At 61.1% G+C, this 16,059-nt stretch carries 16 protein-coding genes; 10 read left to right on the top strand and 6 right to left on the bottom strand.

The genetic code is table 11. From position 1 onward, the window contains the following. Positions 1–6 precede the first annotated feature (6 nt). The 6 genes from GQ59_RS21360 to GQ59_RS21335 are packed head-to-tail and all read left to right on the top strand — an operon-like array spanning position 7 to position 6,648. Positions 7–981 (top strand): ABC transporter permease, encoded by a 975-nt coding sequence (locus tag GQ59_RS21360; RefSeq protein ID WP_037084815.1) that lies wholly within the window; start codon positions 7–9, stop codon positions 979–981. Next, on the top strand, positions 981–1,895 hold the full coding sequence (locus GQ59_RS21355; protein ID WP_037084814.1) for an ABC transporter permease: 915 nt from the start codon (positions 981–983) through the stop codon (positions 1,893–1,895). The genes GQ59_RS21360 and GQ59_RS21355 overlap by 1 nt, the downstream gene beginning before the upstream one ends. Positions 1,896–1,909: 14 nt before the next feature. After that, positions 1,910–2,896 carry an ABC transporter ATP-binding protein gene (locus GQ59_RS21350; protein WP_037085095.1) on the top strand — a complete coding sequence of 329 codons (987 nt, stop codon included), beginning with the start codon at positions 1,910–1,912 and terminating at the stop codon, positions 2,894–2,896. A gap of 8 nt (positions 2,897–2,904) precedes the next feature. After that, positions 2,905–3,921 (top strand): ABC transporter ATP-binding protein, encoded by a 1,017-nt coding sequence (locus GQ59_RS21345; protein WP_037084813.1) that lies wholly within the window; start codon positions 2,905–2,907, stop codon positions 3,919–3,921. Positions 3,922–3,923: 2 nt separating this feature from the next. Next, the gene (locus GQ59_RS21340) at positions 3,924–5,171 is read left to right on the top strand and encodes a M20/M25/M40 family metallo-hydrolase (RefSeq protein WP_037084812.1); all 1,248 of its coding nucleotides are present in this window, start codon (positions 3,924–3,926) and stop codon (positions 5,169–5,171) included. A gap of 16 nt (positions 5,172–5,187) precedes the next feature. After that, a complete protein-coding gene (locus GQ59_RS21335; protein WP_037084811.1) occupies positions 5,188–6,648 on the top strand; it encodes a M20 family metallopeptidase in 1,461 nt (486 codons plus the stop codon). Between the two features lie 141 nt (positions 6,649–6,789). Here the strand turns inward: GQ59_RS21335 and GQ59_RS21330 are convergent, their stop codons facing one another. The 6 genes from GQ59_RS21330 to argH form a co-directional block, all read right to left on the bottom strand. After that, positions 6,790–7,674, bottom strand: a complete 885-nt coding sequence (locus GQ59_RS21330) for a polysaccharide deacetylase family protein (protein ID WP_037084809.1) — start codon at positions 7,672–7,674, stop codon at positions 6,790–6,792. Between the two features lie 11 nt (positions 7,675–7,685). Further along, positions 7,686–9,077 (bottom strand): MmgE/PrpD family protein, encoded by a 1,392-nt coding sequence (locus GQ59_RS21325; RefSeq protein ID WP_037084807.1) that lies wholly within the window; start codon positions 9,075–9,077, stop codon positions 7,686–7,688. Positions 9,078–9,180: 103 nt separating this feature from the next. Continuing rightward, positions 9,181–10,008 (bottom strand): ABC transporter substrate-binding protein, encoded by an 828-nt coding sequence (locus tag GQ59_RS21320; RefSeq protein ID WP_037084805.1) that lies wholly within the window; start codon positions 10,006–10,008, stop codon positions 9,181–9,183. Between the two features lie 81 nt (positions 10,009–10,089). Further along, on the bottom strand, positions 10,090–10,860 hold the full coding sequence (locus GQ59_RS21315; protein ID WP_037084804.1) for an amino acid ABC transporter ATP-binding protein: 771 nt from the start codon (positions 10,858–10,860) through the stop codon (positions 10,090–10,092). An 8-nt stretch (positions 10,861–10,868) separates the two neighbouring features. Beyond that, positions 10,869–11,741 (bottom strand): amino acid ABC transporter permease, encoded by an 873-nt coding sequence (locus GQ59_RS21310; RefSeq protein WP_037084802.1) that lies wholly within the window; start codon positions 11,739–11,741, stop codon positions 10,869–10,871. Beyond that, positions 11,738–13,198, bottom strand: a complete 1,461-nt coding sequence (gene argH, locus GQ59_RS21305) for an argininosuccinate lyase (protein WP_037084800.1) — start codon at positions 13,196–13,198, stop codon at positions 11,738–11,740. The genes GQ59_RS21310 and argH overlap by 4 nt, the downstream gene beginning before the upstream one ends. Before the next feature lie 153 nt (positions 13,199–13,351). On the opposite strand from argH, the gene GQ59_RS21300 reads away from it, so the two are divergent. From GQ59_RS21300 to GQ59_RS21290, 4 genes are all read left to right on the top strand, one after another. Beyond that, positions 13,352–14,251, top strand: a complete 900-nt coding sequence (locus GQ59_RS21300) for a LysR family transcriptional regulator (protein ID WP_037084798.1) — start codon at positions 13,352–13,354, stop codon at positions 14,249–14,251. 316 nt (positions 14,252–14,567) lie between these two features. Further along, positions 14,568–15,002 carry a MerR family transcriptional regulator gene (locus GQ59_RS31360; protein WP_084683246.1) on the top strand — a complete coding sequence of 145 codons (435 nt, stop codon included), beginning with the start codon at positions 14,568–14,570 and terminating at the stop codon, positions 15,000–15,002. After that, positions 14,932–15,351: a carboxymuconolactone decarboxylase family protein gene (locus GQ59_RS21295; protein ID WP_037084797.1), complete on the top strand. Its 420-nt coding sequence runs from the start codon at positions 14,932–14,934 to the stop codon at positions 15,349–15,351. The genes GQ59_RS31360 and GQ59_RS21295 overlap by 71 nt, the downstream gene beginning before the upstream one ends. 537 nt (positions 15,352–15,888) lie before the next feature. After that, positions 15,889–16,059, top strand: a 171-nt coding sequence (locus GQ59_RS21290) for a molecular chaperone Hsp20 (protein WP_037084794.1), incomplete at its 3' end; no start/stop codon positions are given.

Below are 16,059 nucleotides of genomic sequence, written 5' to 3'. Positions count from 1 at the left end.
AGGCAAGTGCCCGTTTTTATTATCAACCGACTGTTTCAGGCATTCGGCGTGATCCTTGTCATGTCGGTACTGGTCTTTGTCGGCCTTTACCTGATCGGTGATCCGACTTCGATGCTGGTCAGCCCCGAGGCAACGGAGATTGAACGGCAGGCGCTTCGCAAGGCGCTCGGCCTCGATCAATCGATATGGGTTCAATACCTGACGTTTCTTGGAAATGCCGCGCAGGGTGACTTCGGTCGCAGCTTTCTCACCGGTCAGCCGGCGCTGCAGCTGATCATCGAGCGCATGCCCGCGACCGTCGAACTCGTGATCGTTGCCATGACGTTTTCCGTCCTTGTCGGCGTTCCGCTGGGCATCCTGGCCGGGTTGCGGCCGAAGGCGCCGTCCAGCAAGGCGATCATGACGGGCTCGATCCTTGGCTTCAGCCTGCCGAATTTCTGGATCGGCCTCATGCTGATCATGCTGTTTGCGGTCTATCTCGGCGTCCTGCCGGCCTCGGCACGCGGCGAAACCGTCAATGTCGGTCCGGTCGCGCTCAGCATATTGACGATCGACGGCTGGCAGCATCTGGCGTTGCCGGCGCTCACGCTCGGCTTGGCCAAGGCCGCGCTGATGATCCGCGTCACCAGAGCTGCCACCCGCGAAGTCCTGCCGATGGATTACATCAAATTTGCCCGCGCCAAAGGACTGCGCCCCTCTCGCATTCTCAACGTCCACCTGCTGAAAAACATCCTGATCCCGATCATCACTGTCGCAGGTTTGGAATTCGGCCAGGCCATCGCGTTTGCAGTCGTCACCGAGAGCGTCTTCTCCTGGCCCGGAATGGGCAAGCTGCTGATCGATTCCATCATCACCCTCGATCGTCCCGTGGTCGTCGCCTACCTGATCATGATGGTGTTTTTCCTGGTGATCCTGAACCTCGTCGTCGACATTCTCTACATGGCGATTGACCCGAGTGCCCGCGAAAAGGTGCGCGACTGATGAGCACGCCAACCACCGTTTTACCCACGACAACCGTCGAGGAACCCCCCTTCCGCCGCTTTGTGGTCCAGTTCAAGGAAAACAGGCTGGCTATGGCCGGACTGATCCTGATGATCCTGCTTGCAATTCCCGCCTTTGGCGCGCCGTGGATCGCGCCGCAGAACCCTTATGATATCGGTGCGCTTGATATTCTTGATTCACAGATGCCGCCGGGCAGCGTCGCCGAGGTCAGCGGCATCACCCACTGGCTCGGGACGGACAGCCAGGCCCGCGACGTCCTCTCCGCCGTTCTCTACGGCATGCGGACGAGCCTGCTGGTTGCCTTCCTGTCCGTAACCGTATCGCTCCTGATCGGTGCAACGGTCGGCCTTTGCGCTGCCTATTTCGGCGGCTGGCTGGACGCCCTGTTGATGCGCATCGTCGATATCCAGCTTTCCTTCCCGGCGATCCTCGTGGCGTTGGTCATGCTCTCGGTCCTCGGCCAGGGGCTGGACAAGGTGATCATCGCGCTGATCATCGTGCAATGGGCTTATTTTGCCCGCACCGTCCGCGGCACCGCCCTTGTGGAGCGCAATCGCGAATATATTCTCGCGGCTCGCTGTCTTTCGCTCGGTTGGCGGCGCATCATCGCCCGCCACCTCTTGCCGAACTGTCTTCCGCCGCTGATCGTCATCGCGACGATCGATCTTGCGAACGCCATCGCGTTGGAGGCGACGCTTTCCTTCCTCGGCGTCGGCGTTCCGGTCACCCAACCGTCGCTCGGCATGCTGATCGCCAACGGTTTCGAATTCATGCTGTCCGGTCAGTACTGGATCTCGTTCTTCCCGGGTATCGCGCTCGCTCTCGCGATCGTCGGCATCAATCTCGTGGGCGATCACCTTCGCGACATTCTCAATCCGAGGAATGCCCTGTGATGGACGTTAGCAGCATGCAAGCAACAGCGACGGCCAGACAGGAGCCGCTGCTCTCGATCAAGGGGCTGAAAACCCATTTCGCCACCAGAGCGGGCGTCGTTAAAGCGGTGGACGGGGTCGATATCGAACTCGGTCGCGGCGAGATCCTGGGTCTTGTCGGGGAGTCCGGTTCCGGCAAGTCGATCACCGGCTTCTCCATCCTGGGTCTGATCGATCCGCCCGGCCGTATCGTGGACGGCAGCATAGACTATGACGGCCTCGATCTCGTTTCGATGGACGAGGAGGCACGCCGGCAATTGCGGGGCAACGACATCGCGATGATCTTCCAGGATCCGTCGATGACGCTCAATCCGGTTCTACGCATTGACACGCAGTTGATCGAAACGGTCCAGGCGCATGCGGAGATCAGCGCGGCCGAAGCCCGGCAGCGGGCCAGGGATACCCTCGTGCAGGTCGGTATTCCATCTCCCGATGAGCGCCTGAAAGCCTATCCTTATGAACTTTCCGGAGGCATGCGGCAGCGTATCGCCATTGCCATTGCTCTTATCAACAAGCCGAAGCTCATCATCGCGGACGAGCCGACGACCGCGCTCGACGTGTCGATCCAGGGCCAGATCATCTATGAGGTGAAGCAACTCTGCCGCAAGACCGGCACGGCGCTCATCTGGATCACCCACGACCTCGCTGTTGTTGCCGGTCTCGCCGACCGTATCTCGGTCATGTATGCCGGCCGCATCGTCGAGACGGGTACGAGCGCGGACGTGATCGAGCGGCCTCTGCACCCCTACACACAAGGGCTGATCAATTCCGTTCCTTCGCATGCCACGCGTGGCCACAGACTTCACCAGATCAAGGGCATGACGCCATCGCTGCTCAACCTGCCACAGGGCTGCGCCTTTCGCGAACGATGCGAAAGGGCCACGCCCGAATGCCTGGTCGCACCCGAGCCTACCCTGTTGCCGGGCGGGAGATCGGCGCGCTGCTGGAATCCAGCCCTATGAGACAGGACATGACGACAGAAAAAGGCCAGCAGGAACCTATGCTGGAACTCCGTTCCCTCACCAAGACGTTCACCAAGCCGGTCGGCATGGCCGGGCATATTGCCAACCTCTTTGGCGCCGGGGTCAAGAGGATCGACGTGCGCGCCGTCGCAGGTATTGATCTTTCCGTCAGAAGGGGAGAGGTCGTCGGGATCGTGGGCGAGTCCGGCTGCGGCAAGTCCACCGTGGCCCGGATGATCGCCGGCATCAGCAGTATCAGCGCCGGCACCATCAGCTACAAAGGAGTTTCGTCTGCGACGATGACGCCGGAGCAGCGCCGGGATTTTGCGCTCAGCGTCCAGATGATTTTTCAGGACCCATTTGCCTCGCTTAATCCACGCATGCGCGTGGTCGATATCATCGGCGAGGCGCCTGTCGCCCACGGGATGATCCGCAAGGCCGAGCAGCGGGCCTACGTCGTTGATCTCATGGAAAAGGTTGGGCTTTCCGGCGCCTATGCCAACCGCTATCCGCATCAGTTTTCCGGCGGTCAGCGGCAGCGCATCGGCATTGCCCGTGCTCTTGCGGTCAAGCCATCGTTAATCATCTGCGATGAGGCGGTCGCCGCGCTCGATGTCTCGATCCAGGCGCAGGTGCTGAACCTCTTCATGGACCTGCGTGACGAGCTGGACCTGACCTATCTGTTCATTTCGCACAATCTCGGCGTCGTCGAACATATCTCCGACCGGGTGGTCATCATGTATCTCGGCCGCGTGGTGGAAATCGCGCCGACGGAGGAGCTGTTTTCCACGCCCAACCATCCCTACACGCGGCTCTTGCTGGAGCAGTTGCCGATGCTCGAAGCCGGCGAGCGCGACTACAGGCCGATCCAGGGCGAGCTCCCATCGCCGCTCGATCCTCCGTCGGGTTGTCCGTTCCACCCACGCTGCCCGAGCGCAATGGATCGCTGCAAGCGAGACATTCCCGAACTCAAAGCGATCGGCCCTGGGCGCCTTTCAGCCTGTCATCTCAACGAAGCGGCCTAACCATGCAAACCTTCAAAACCACCCCGCCCGCCGGAGACACTACGATCCCGGCGCTCCTAGCCAGCGCGTCTTTTCGCGCTGTGATGAACTCTCTCGCGCAAACGCACGAGCATTTCATCAGCGAGCTTGTGGCACTCACCGAAATTCCGTCACCTCCCTTCAGGGAAGAGGCCCGCGGGCTGGCATATCGGGACCTGCTGGAGGCTGTCGGTCTGGAGGACGTGGCGATCGATTCCATCGGCAATGTCACGGGAGTTCGCCGGGGCAAGGCTTCGGGCGGGCGCATGATCGCCGTTTCCGCTCACCTCGACACAGTGTTTCCCGAGGGGACGGATGTTGGCGTCCGGCGTGAGGGCTTCCGTCTTTCCGCGCCGGGCGTGGGCGACAACACCCGTGGCCTTGCCACCATCCTCGCCTATTTCCGCGCACTCGATGCTGCCGGAATGGAGACCAGGGACGACATTCTTGTTCTGGCGAGCGTTGGCGAAGAAGGAGAGGGCGATCTGCGCGGCATGCGGCACTTCTTTGCCAACAGCGCCTATCGTGATCGCATTGCCGCTCTCGTATGCCTTGATGGACCGACGCCGGCCAATACCATCGTCTCCGCAGGAACGGGGTCGAAGCGCTACCGGGTGACGTTCCGAGGGCCGGGCGGCCACAGCTTTGCAGACCATGGAATCGTCAATCCGATGATTGCCGCAGCCCGTGCGGTTGTCGAACTCGGGCGTCTTTCCCTGCCGGACGATCCGAAGACCACGTGCAGTTCCACGGTCATCAAGGGCGGCAGTTCCGTCAATGCCATCCCCGCGGAGGTTTCGCTGATGGTGGACCTGCGTTCCAATTCCGCGCCTGAGCTGGCGAATCTCGATACCCGCTTTCGCGAGATCGTGCTGCAGTCCTGCCATGTCGAGAACGACAGCCGTTCGATCGAGAAGGGCTCGATTGCAGTCGAGATCGTGCTGATCGGCGACCGGCCGGCCGGGGCCACCGCCGACGGTGAGCTGACGCGGTCTGCGGCGGCTGCCATCGCAGCGATTGGTCAGACCCCGGTGTTCAGCTCGTTTTCGACGGATGCCAATGTCGCCATGAGCCTCGGTATTCCGACCGTTACCCTTTCGTGGGGCGGGAAGGGCGGCGACGCCCATACGCTGAACGAGTGGACGGACGTGGATCCGGCGACGACCCTTCCGGAAATGTCCGTCGGCCTAGCCGTACTGCTCGCCTGCGCAGGCGCCGATATTTTCAAGTGATCGAGGAATGACCGATATGCGGGACGACAAGGCTGAAGCGACACGGCGCAATGACGGTCTCGACGCCGACCATATCTCACGCTGCGCCGACGCCAAGGCTCAGGCCTTCGTCGATCTCAGCGATCGCATCTGGGGTATGCCGGAGCTGCGTTTCGAGGAATTCCGATCGGTAGAGGAGCATATTGCCGCCATGGAAGCCGAAGGCTTCCGTATCACTCGCGGCATTGCGGGCATGAAGACCGCTTTCATGGCCGAGGCAGGCGAGGGGGACGTCACGATCGGGTTCCTGGGGGAGTTCGACGCTCTGGCGGGGCTTTCCCAGGAAGCCGGCATCACGGAACAGCGGGCTGCCGAGCCGGGCGCCAACGGCCACGGATGCCATCACAATCTCCTGGGCGCGGCTTCGCTTCTTGCGGCCGTCGCGCTGCGTGATGCCTTGGCCGAAAGCGGTGTGAAAGCGCGGGTCCGGTATTATGGATGCCCTGCCGAAGAAGGGGGATCGGGCAAGACATACATGGTCAGCGCAGGCGCATTTGATGATCTTGATGCCGCCTTCTGCTGGCACCCTTGCGTCTACAACGCCGTCATGTCCTCCTCGACGCTCGCCAATATCCAGGCCTATTTCCGCTTCAGCGGGCGTGCGGCTCATGCCGCGATGAGCCCGCAGGTCGGCCGCAGCGCTCTCGATGCCGTCGAGCTGATGAATGTCGGCATCAACTACATGCGCGAGCACATGCCCTCGGACGCCCGTGTGCATTATGCGATTACCCAGACCGGCGGCATTTCTCCCAATGTCGTGCAGGCTTCCGCGGAGGGTCTCTACCTGGTCCGTGCGCCGAAGCTCGGCGATGTCCGCAGTCTTTTCGAGCGGGTGCGCAAGATCGCCGAGGGCGCTGCGCTGATGACAGAGACGAAGGTCGAGATGGTCTTTGACCGCGCCACTTCGAATATCCTCCCGAACCGGGCTCTGGAGGAGGCGATGCATCAGCAGTTCGAGAGACTGGGCGCGCCCAGCTTTGATGCGGCAGACTTCGATTTCGCCGACAGGCTACGCGCTGCCGCATTGACGGACGACGACGTCCGCGCGAGCGCCGAAGCCTTTGGCGGGCCGGCCGACTATCCGAAATCCCTGCATGACGGGATTCTGCCGCTGCCGCAACAGCCCGGTCTGCTCTTAGGCTCGACGGATGTGGGTGATGTCAGCTGGGTCGTACCGACTGCGCAGTGCCTAACGGCGACCGCGGCGATCGGCACGCCGTTCCATGCCTGGCAGACCGTGACCCAAGGCAAGCTGCCTGCCGCCCACAAGGCCATGGTCACGGCAGCCAAGGTGATGGCGGCAACCGGTGCCAGGGCGATCGCCGATCCGGAATTGCTGTCGCGCGCCAAGAACGAAATGCATGCACGGCGCGGTGGCCGGGTGTATCAGAGCCCGCTCCCGGAAGGCAGCGAGCCTCCAACTGGAGCCGGGCGATAGCCAGTTCGAATAAGACCGTGGCTCACGTGGTCGCCGGCAGCTCGTCGATCTCTCGGACGATCTGTCGATCCTTGCTGAGCGCAAGGAGCGTTCCGGCCGCCGACCGGCCTCGGCGATGAGTTAGCGCCTGGCTCACCCAGGTCAGGCTGGATGGCACCGAAGGGCCGCTTCCAGGGCTTCGAAATGGTCAGTGATTTCGCTGCCGGTCGCGATCCACACGTCGCCTTTGGCGACCACGTGCTTCAGGAAGTCCCGCAGCAGGTGCCAGCGCATCGGGCGGCCGGAAACCTGAGGATGAAGCACGAGCGTGGTCACCCCGCCCCAGGCATGGGTTGCCTCGAACTCGTCGATCCAAAGCGGCAGGATCATGTCGCGCCCGAAGATCGCGCGCGGGCTGGTGCGGCTCGTCATGCCGAAATTCCAGTCGTCGAAGGCGTAGTTGACGGGGATTTCGACCGGGCCCGGCACGCCACCGCTTGCAGCGTGCCGGTAGGGCAGGATGTCGTCCCGGAAGGAGCTGGAATAGCGGATGCCGGACTTTTTCAGGTAAGCGAGCAGCTCAGGGAAATTTTCGCCCGAGGGCGCACGGTAGCCGACCGGGCGGACCCCGAGTGCCGATTGCAGCGCCTCGAAGCCCCGGTCGATCTCTTCCATGGCTTCATCGAGCCTGGTGCGATCGGGCAGCTTATGCAGGTACCCGTGATGACCGATCTCGTGGCCGGCTGCCACCATGGCCTCGCATTCCGCCCGATGCGCGAGCGCCGTCCAGCCGGGCGTGAAGAAAGTGGCCTTCAGGCCAAGCTCGTCCATCAGGCCAAGAATCCGGGCAATGCCGACGCGGGCATCATAACCGCCATGCGACGTGGTGACCATGCGATCGACATTGGATGGGTTGTTGCCGATCCAGGCGGTTTCGGCGTCCACGTCGAAGCCGATGAACAGCGCGCTTCTGGCGCCGTTCGGCCAGGTGATTTCCGGTGTCTTCGCTGCCGGGTTGAGGGGGCGTGGTGTCAGATCGAAGGTCATGAAAGTGCCTTTCAGCGGAAGGTGGGAAGCGTTTCGGCGCGGCCGGACATCAGCGCCTCGAACTCGGCGCAGTCCCTGACCTCCTCAAGGCTGTCGAGCCTTTGCCAGAGTGTCTCCACCCGGTCTTCGGGCAGGCTCATGGTGGCAAGTTCGCGGAATTTGGCCGCGATGGCGGAAGCAGGCATCGGTCGCTCGGTAGAGCCCGTGGCGCGTGGCACCATACGCTCGACAATGAAGCCGTCGCGGAAGGTCAGGGTCACCACCGGCTCGGCCATGGCGTCCATCGATGCGTCAACGGAAATGTCGATCCTCTCCATCATCGCGAGCACGTCTGGATGCTGGCGTCGCTCCTCGGTATAGGCCTGAAGGCCGGCGGTGCCGAAGGCGCATCGGGCGGCAAGTGCGAAAGGCAGGCTCATCTGGGTTGGCGCCATCGCGCCCGCCACCTTTGCGCCGCACATGTTCGCCAGCATGCCACTCATGCGAAGGTCGATACGAGCGATCTCCTGTGAGAGTCTACCGGTTTCGCCGAGCAGGTCCTCCAGCGCATCGACGGCGGAATGCGCGCCACGGCAGGAGGCATAGGGTTTCAATACCGCCCGGTTGACTTTCCAGACATCGCCGAGCCCCTCCGACAAGATGCCAGGCTGGCAGGGAGACTTGTTGAACGAAGTGAAGAAGCCGCCCCAGACGTCATCGAACACGCGGGAAGGGCCGGCAAAGCCCTTGGCGGCAAGCAAGGCTGCAAGCAGGCCGCCTTCGGCTGCGCGACCGGCATGCAGCTTCTTTGCCTGGGAACCATCATGGATGAAGGCCCAGAGACCCGAGGAAAAGCTTGTGGACAGGGTCATGGCATCGCGGGTCGCCAATGCGTCAAGGCCAAGCAGGTTCGCAACGGCGGCAGCGGCGGCAAACGTGCCGCAGGTGCCGGTTGAATGCCAGCCCAAGCCATTATGGGCATCATAGCCGCCAGCGGCTTCAAGGATGCGGCGTCCCGCATCGTAGCCGGCGACAACAGCGGCGATCATCCGCTTGCCATCCACGGGCCGTGCCACTTCATGCAGGGTTGAAAAGACGGCAGGCATGATCACTGCGCCGGAGTGATCGCAGCCGCCAGCGTCGTCGAGTTCGAAGGCATGGGCTGCGACACCATTGATGAAGGCGCTGTCACGCGGCGAACCGGTAAGACCTGTGCCCCAAAGCCGCGTACTGCCCGCCGAGTGCATCGCTTGCACCGCGCTTGCAAACTCTTGAGAGCGGGCACCCGCGATGGCCGCGCCGAGGGTATCGGCAATATGGACTTTTGTCTTGGCGACGACACTCTCCGGTATGGAGCCGTAGTCAAGATCGGAAATGAAGCGGGCGAGCCTGTCAATCGGCGTGTCAGCGAGAGAACGGTTCATGAGAAACTCTGGAATAGGGGGAAGGCCCGCAACATCAACGCAGGAGAGATCCCGGCCGCGAGGCTGTCGCGACCGGTGATTTGTGTCGTGGACGTCTTGCTGCTTACTTTGCGGCTTCGCCATTGATGTAGATGCCGTCCAGCATCGTGCCTTCCAGGCCGTGCTTTACGAAGATCGCCTTATACTCGCCGGATGCCATGATGGCCTTCAGCGCGCCGGCATAAGCATCGCGCAAGGCAGGATCCTTCTTGGAGAAGGCGATGCCCTGGTAAACGGCCGTGATCGGTTCACCGACGATGGCGTAGGTATTCTTCTCCAGAGCCATCAGGTAGGGCAGCGTTTCAGAGCCCTGCACGGCGCCATCGACGCGGCCCTGCTTCAGCTGGGCGCGCGCATCGGCCGAGCCCTCCGTCCCAACGACCTTGATGGCGGCAAGACCCTTGGCCTCGCAGTTAGCCGCGCTCCACTTCGCGGTTTCGTCCGGGAAGGATGTGCGGCGGCTCATGCCCACCGTCTTGCCGCAGAAGTCGGCCGGGGTCTTGAATTCCTCCTTGCGGGCGGCGGAGGTGTAGAACTGTGCGCCGGATTTCATGTAATCAACGAAGTCGAGCGTATCGCGGCGCTTCGGAAGGTCGCTCATGCCGCTGTGGATGAGATCGACGCGGCCCGTCTCGAGAGACGAAATCATCTGTTCGAAGCCGATATCCGCCCATTCGACCTTGGTGCCAAGCTGCTTGGCAAGCGCCACGCCGAGATCGATGTCGACCCCCATCAGCGTGTTGGTGGCCGGATCCTTGTATTCCATCGGCGGATAGTTGGGCTGGTTGGCGACGACGACCTTGGCCGCAGTCTTGATGCGGTCCGGCAGGCCTTCGGCATGCACCACCGTAGAGGTAAGAAGTGCGGCGAGGGTGATGAGAGCTGTTTTCATGCGAGTTCCCCTTTTTTAAGGCTGACTTGATGGGTGTAGTCTTGAAGCGCGGGCCGGCCGGAGTGACCGACCCGATTGATTTCAGCTGTGAACAGCCCTGATGAACTCCATGGTTCGAGGGCTTTTCGGCGAAGTGAGAACCTCGGAGGCAGGGCCGACCTCGACCATCTTGCCCGCTTCCATGAAGGCGACGGTATTGGCGACACTCCGGGCGAAGCCCAGCTCGTGTGTCACCACGATCATGGTCATGCCGCTGGCAGCGAGATCTTTCATCACATCCAGAACCTCGGAGACGAGTTCCGGGTCGAGCGCTGAAGTGGGCTCATCGAACAAGATCAGTTCGGGGCGCATGCACATCGCACGGGCAATCGCCACGCGCTGTTGCTGGCCGCCGGACAGTTGCGAGGGATAATGCCCGGCCTTGTCGCCCAGTCCCACGCGGACCAACAGGTCTTCCGACCGCTTGCGGACTTCGGCCACCGGCTCGCGAAGAACCTGAATCGGGCCTTCCATGATGTTTTCCAGCGCTGTCTTGTGCGGAAACAGATTGAACCGCTGGAAAACCATGCCGATGTGGCGGCGCTGCCGCGACATTTCCACATCGCTTATCTCGTGAAGATTGTTGCCTTCGCGGCGATAACCGATCAATTCGTCATTCACCCAGATCGCACCAGAGTTCATCTTCTCAAGCTGGTTGATGCAGCGCAGGAATGTGCTCTTGCCTGATCCGGAAGGCCCGATGATGCAGCAGACCTCACCTTTGGCGATTTCCAGGCTGACCTTGTCGAGAGCCGTGAAAGTCCCATAAAGCTTGGTGACGTCAACGGCCTTTACAACGATTTCCTTGCTCATCTCATCCCTCACATCGATGCGCTGACGGCTTTGCTGCCGCGGCCGAAATATTGCTCGATATAATGCTGGACGACCGACAGGACGGAGACGACCGCGAGATACCAGAAGCTGGCAACCAGGAGCAGTTCCAGCACGCGCGTATTCGCGAAATAGATGATCTGCGCGTTGTGCAGGATTTCCGAATACTGGATGACGCTGGCAAGCGAGGTGAGCTTGACCATGCCGATCACCTCGTTGCCGATCGGCGGAACCATGACGCGCATGGCCTGCGGAAGCACGATGCGGCGCAGCATCATCATCTGCGTCATGCCGATCGAGCGGGCGGCTTCATACTGCCCGCTATCCACTGACAGAAGGCCGCTGCGGACGACTTCTGACGTGTAGGCGCCCTGAGAAATTCCAAGCCCTAGCATGGCCGCGACAAACGGCGTCATGATGTCCACGGTGCGGAATTCGAATAGGCCGGGAATGCCCATGGTTGGGAAAATGAGCGCCAGGTTGAACCAGATCATCAGCTGCAGCAGCGCTGGCGCGCCGCGGAAGATCCAGACATAGCCCACCGCAATGGACGACAGGACCGGATTGCCCGAAACGCGCATCAGAGCGATGACCACGCCAAGAACGATACCGAGCGTCATGGCGGCCACGGTCATCAACAGCGTGCTCTGCAGACCCTGGAGGATGGCAGGCGCGAAGAGGAAATCGCGGACATAGCTCCACTCGATCTGGCCGACGCTGAAGGCGCGGATGAGAGCGGCAAGCGCGGCCAGGACCAAGGCGGCGGTCACCACGCGCCCAATATGCCGCTTGGGAACGAGCGTCAGGTGGGCAATCTCGTATTTCTGGTCGGGCGATGCCGCTTGGGGTGCTGGCATGGTCATCGGACGCCTCGTGCGTTCTCGGAGGTGGAAATTCTGCCCGGCAGATTCAGCGTGCTCTCTGCGAAGACCTTTCTTGCCTCCAGCGCGCCGGTGAAACGCTCGATCTGTTCCCGTACCCTGGCCGGTGACGTCGAGCCAAAGCCGGTGCGGCTGGCAAGCGCGCCCTCTAGTGTGATGGCCTTGAGAACGGCGGCCCCAAGGCGGGCGTCGATACGGGGCAGGTCTTCCTCACTCAGACCGGCAAGATCATGTCCGCGTTCTTCGCAATAGCGGACCACAGCGCCGGTAATGTCATGGGCCTGCGCGAACGGCACGTTCTGGGATACCAGCCAGTCCGCCACTTCCGTTGCCAACGTGAAGCCCCTCGGCGCTTCTTCGCGCAATTTCGCGACATCGAATTCCAGCGTTTCCACCATGCCGGCAAAAGCGGGCAGGATGAGTTCGAGAACATCGATGCTTTCAAACAGCGCGCGCTTGTCTTCGGCGAGGTCGCGGTTATAAGCGAGCGGCATGGCCTTCATCGTTGCCAGGAACCCGGCAATGTTGCCGATCAGCGTGCCGCTCATACCGCGGGTCAGTTCGGCAATGTCGGGGTTCTTCTTCTGCGGCATGATGGAGGAGCCGGTCGAGTAGGAATCATGCAGCCGGACCCAGCTGAACTGCTTGGAACTCCAGATGCAGATTTCTTCCGCAAGGCGAGACAGGCTGATGGTGACCAGCGAGCAGATGAACAGGAATTCGGCCACATGATCGCGGGCCGAAACAGCGTCAATGGAGTTTTCGCAGGCCGCGGCGTAGCCAAGTTCGACCGCCGACAGATCCGGGCGGCAGGCGATACCGGAACCGGCCAGCGCGGCTGCACCAAGCGGCGAACGGTCGAAGCGCCGGTCGAAATCCTCGAAACGCTCCAGGTCGCGCAGCAGGCTCTGTGCATGCGCCATGAGATGATGGCCGAGCACGACAGGCTGTGCGGGTTGCAGATGTGTGAAGCCGGGCATCACCGTTTCGGTATGCCTGGAGGCTTGCGAGATGAGCGCCAGTTCGATTTCGATAATACCGCGCGACAGCTCCCGCGCCATGCGGCGCAGGTAAAGGCGGGTATTGTTGGAGGTCTGGTCGTTGCGCGAGCGCCCGGCGCGCAACTTGCCACCCAGCACGCCGAGACGCTGCATCAGCAAGCGCTCAAGGAAGGTGTGAATGTCTTCGTCTGCGGCGATAGGCTTTTCGTTCCCAGTTGCGACATCCGTCTCGATATCATCGAGCGTTTCGCGGATCGTGGCGAATTCTGCCTCATCCAGCACGCCGGCGCGCTTCAGTTCGGAGGCATGGGCACGCGAACCGGCGAGATCTTCGCGGTAAAGCCGAAAGTAAGAGGGGTGCGAGCGTGAAAGATTCGCAAGTGCTTCCGAGGGACCGGACTTGAAGCGTCCACCCCAGAGCTGGGTCGGCTCCGACATGATAGTTCCCTTTTATGTTTAATATTGAGGCAATGGTCGTATTCGCCGCGAATTAAGGCAAGCGAAGTTAATTCGTTGGCCTATGACAAAAACGACTAGCCAGATAGGACGCAGAGGCTTAGTCTGAAATCGACTAACCGGCGAGGTGCGCGTATGTCTGGCCGCAAGCAATTTCCCTCCATGACTGCGCTACAGGTTCTGCTGGCTGTGGGCGAGCGCGGCTCTACGAGTGCTGCTGCAGAGCCGCTCGCGCTGTCACAAAGCGCGGTCAGCAAACAATTGATCGGACTGGAAGAACTCATTGGTGGACCGGCTTTCCAGCGAACGCCGAACGGTATGGTTCCGACCGAATTGGGCGCCATTTACATCGAGCACGCCCGCACGGCGATCAAGGCTATGGAGGATGCAGCGTTGAAGGTCGCTCGCCTCAAGCCCGGGCCGCGCGTTCTTCGTCTTCAAGTGCCGCCGATCTTCGGTGATCGCTGGCTGTTACCGCGCTTCGTTCAATTCACCGAGGCCCATCCCGAAATCGAAGTGCAGTTTACAACATTCGTCTCGAAGACGCAGACCGAAATTCCCGATGGAAGCGTACGTTTTCTCGTGGCCCCAGCCCCGGATGAGGAGGGCACATATCTTTTCGGGAATGACATTCGTCTGGTCAGCGCCGCATCCTACTGGGAAAAGCTTGGAGATCCCGCGACCATCGAAGCTGCAGCGCGGGGTGTCATGCTGGAGCATCCGCAGACCCCGTTCCATTGGCCATTCTTCGTGCAGGCGAATGGATTGCTCGGGCTAGAGGTTCGCCACACGATGCGTTTCGGCTATTATACGATGGTTATCCGCGCGGCGCTGGCAGGGCAGGGCATGGCGCTTATCCCGCATGGGCTGATTGTCGATGAACTCGCTGCCGGCCGCCTCGTCAATCCGGGAGGGCTGGGCTACCGGAGCGACCATGGCTACTGGTTCACCAAGCCGGGTAACATTCCCACCAGCCAGTCGATGCGTCTTTTTGAACAATGGCTGCGCGAAGAAGCCCGTTCGACGAAAGATTAGGTCAGGATCATCTCGACGTCAGGAGGCGATACGCTTCGGACGTCATGTCATCTCGAAGCATATTCTTCTTCCATCCGGTTTCCGAAATAGACGGTCGCACCGTCTATGGAGCAGGCGACCGCAGGCCGTTATTGGTCGCGATACTCGATGCGCTGCCGCATGTGCCGAAATTCACCTCGTCTAGTCGGACACTGCCGTTTGGTTAAACGTAAGAATGCGGCAGTCCCGGACCTTCATTATTGCCCAGAAATTCCCCTTGACTTAGAGTGCACTCCAACTCGTATCTGTTTCTGCGTCGTGACAAGAACGAGTGCGCATGAAGATCGGTGAACTGGCTAAGCGTTCGGGGCTGTCGGCCCATACCATCCGTTACTATGAGCGGATCGGGCTGCTTCCTTATGCGGACAGGGACCAATCGAGCCAACGGGACTACGACGCATCAATGCTGATCTGGATCGAATTTCTCGGCCGTTTGCGAACGACTGGGATGCCGATCCGGGACATGCTGCGGTATGCAGCTTTGCGGGAGCGCGGCGTTGGCACGGAGATGGAGCGACGCGACATGCTGGAACAGCATCGCGAGCGCGTCCGCACCCATGCAGCTGAACTCCAAGCCTGTCTTCTTGTCCTCGACACCAAGATCGCCGGTTACGCCGGCCAGGAACAGAGGATGAAAGACTATGACGCAACACCACCAGAACGTCGACGAAAGCCGGCTGGAACGCGGGCGGCGCGCGCTCGCGAACATTGACGGACAGGCCGGAGAGAAGGTTGTCGCCTCTCTTGCGGATATCGCGCCGGACTTTGCCACCTATCTGATCGAGTTTCCATTCGGCGATATCTACAGCCGCCCCGGCCTCGACCTGCGCGCCCGCGAAATAGCCACCATCGCGGCGCTGACGGCCATGGGCAACGCGGCCCCGCAATTGAAAGTGCATATCGAGGCCGGCATGAATGTCGGGCTGAGCCAAGACGAGATCACCGAGATCATCATGCAGATGGCGGTCTATGCCGGCTTCCCGGCCGCGCTCAACGCGCTGTTCGCCGCCAAGGAGGTGTTTGCGCACAGGTCAGCGACAGAGCAGGAGCGCGCGGCATGAGGAGTCTCCTCCGGTCCATCGCCAGTGGCAGCTAGAGCCGTGTCAGTCTGGGAGAACATGTCTGAACCGATGGTGCGAGATGACATCGAATCAGGTCGCCTCATGCAACTTGATCTTCCAGACTGTAAAGGTTGCCATGTCGTCTTCAGCCATCCACCGAACGGAGATGCCTCCAGGGCCCGCTGCGCGTTTTCTGATCGACCACTTCCAGAGCAAGGCATCGATGATCTGATAGAGGCTGGCTAGGCCTTTGGAGAAAAAGGCATGAGGCGCGTAGCAACGATCCGAAGGACAGAGCCATGACCAACCCATCTGAAAACACCACCTCTGGACTCACGGCGTCAACGCAATGTCGAAGATCACCAACCAACTGGGTACAGCCGGAAAGTAGTGCAAATTTTTTCCCGTGGCGGCTCTTGAAATCGAAAATCTCGAAAACCAAATCGACTGACGTCGGCCGCTGATGACAGGGCTGGCCTTGCCGGGGCGTCGCTTTCGGCGCTTCCGTACCCATGTTGCTTTAAGGAGGATATGGCTATGGCAACATCTTATGACTATGCACCACTGTTCCGCTCGAGCGTCGGCTTCGACCGGGTCTTCAACCTTCTGGAAAATGCCCAGCGTGCCCGCTCGATCAGCGACTGGCCGCCATATGACATCGTCAAGATCGGCGATGACAGCTACCGGATTTCGATTGCGGTGGCAGGC

The organism is Neorhizobium vignae (genome assembly GCF_000732195.1).
Lineage (GTDB): Bacteria > Pseudomonadota > Alphaproteobacteria > Rhizobiales > Rhizobiaceae > Neorhizobium > Neorhizobium vignae.
This window is presented reverse-complemented; position numbering and strand designations above follow the sequence as displayed.

What these genes read in the sequence shown, in the direction of transcription:
- GQ59_RS21355 (WP_037084814.1), top strand. Translation starts at nt 981, where the DNA reads ATGAGCACGCCAACCACCGTTTTACCCACGACAACCGTCGAGGAACCC.
- GQ59_RS21350 (WP_037085095.1), top strand. Translation starts at nt 1,910, where the DNA reads ATGCAAGCAACAGCGACGGCCAGACAGGAGCCGCTGCTCTCGATCAAG.
- GQ59_RS21345 (WP_037084813.1), top strand. Translation starts at nt 2,905, where the DNA reads ATGACGACAGAAAAAGGCCAGCAGGAACCTATGCTGGAACTCCGTTCC.
- GQ59_RS21340 (WP_037084812.1), top strand. Translation starts at nt 3,924, where the DNA reads ATGCAAACCTTCAAAACCACCCCGCCCGCCGGAGACACTACGATCCCG.
- GQ59_RS21335 (WP_037084811.1), top strand. Translation starts at nt 5,188, where the DNA reads ATGCGGGACGACAAGGCTGAAGCGACACGGCGCAATGACGGTCTCGAC.
- GQ59_RS21330 (WP_037084809.1), bottom strand. Translation starts at nt 7,674, where the DNA reads ATGACCTTCGATCTGACACCACGCCCCCTCAACCCGGCAGCGAAGACA.
- GQ59_RS21325 (WP_037084807.1), bottom strand. Translation starts at nt 9,077, where the DNA reads ATGAACCGTTCTCTCGCTGACACGCCGATTGACAGGCTCGCCCGCTTC.
- GQ59_RS21320 (WP_037084805.1), bottom strand. Translation starts at nt 10,008, where the DNA reads ATGAAAACAGCTCTCATCACCCTCGCCGCACTTCTTACCTCTACGGTG.
- GQ59_RS21315 (WP_037084804.1), bottom strand. Translation starts at nt 10,860, where the DNA reads ATGAGCAAGGAAATCGTTGTAAAGGCCGTTGACGTCACCAAGCTTTAT.
- GQ59_RS21310 (WP_037084802.1), bottom strand. Translation starts at nt 11,741, where the DNA reads ATGACCATGCCAGCACCCCAAGCGGCATCGCCCGACCAGAAATACGAG.
- argH (WP_037084800.1), bottom strand. Translation starts at nt 13,198, where the DNA reads ATGTCGGAGCCGACCCAGCTCTGGGGTGGACGCTTCAAGTCCGGTCCC.
- GQ59_RS21300 (WP_037084798.1), top strand. Translation starts at nt 13,352, where the DNA reads ATGTCTGGCCGCAAGCAATTTCCCTCCATGACTGCGCTACAGGTTCTG.
- GQ59_RS31360 (WP_084683246.1), top strand. Translation starts at nt 14,568, where the DNA reads ATGAAGATCGGTGAACTGGCTAAGCGTTCGGGGCTGTCGGCCCATACC.
- GQ59_RS21295 (WP_037084797.1), top strand. Translation starts at nt 14,932, where the DNA reads ATGACGCAACACCACCAGAACGTCGACGAAAGCCGGCTGGAACGCGGG.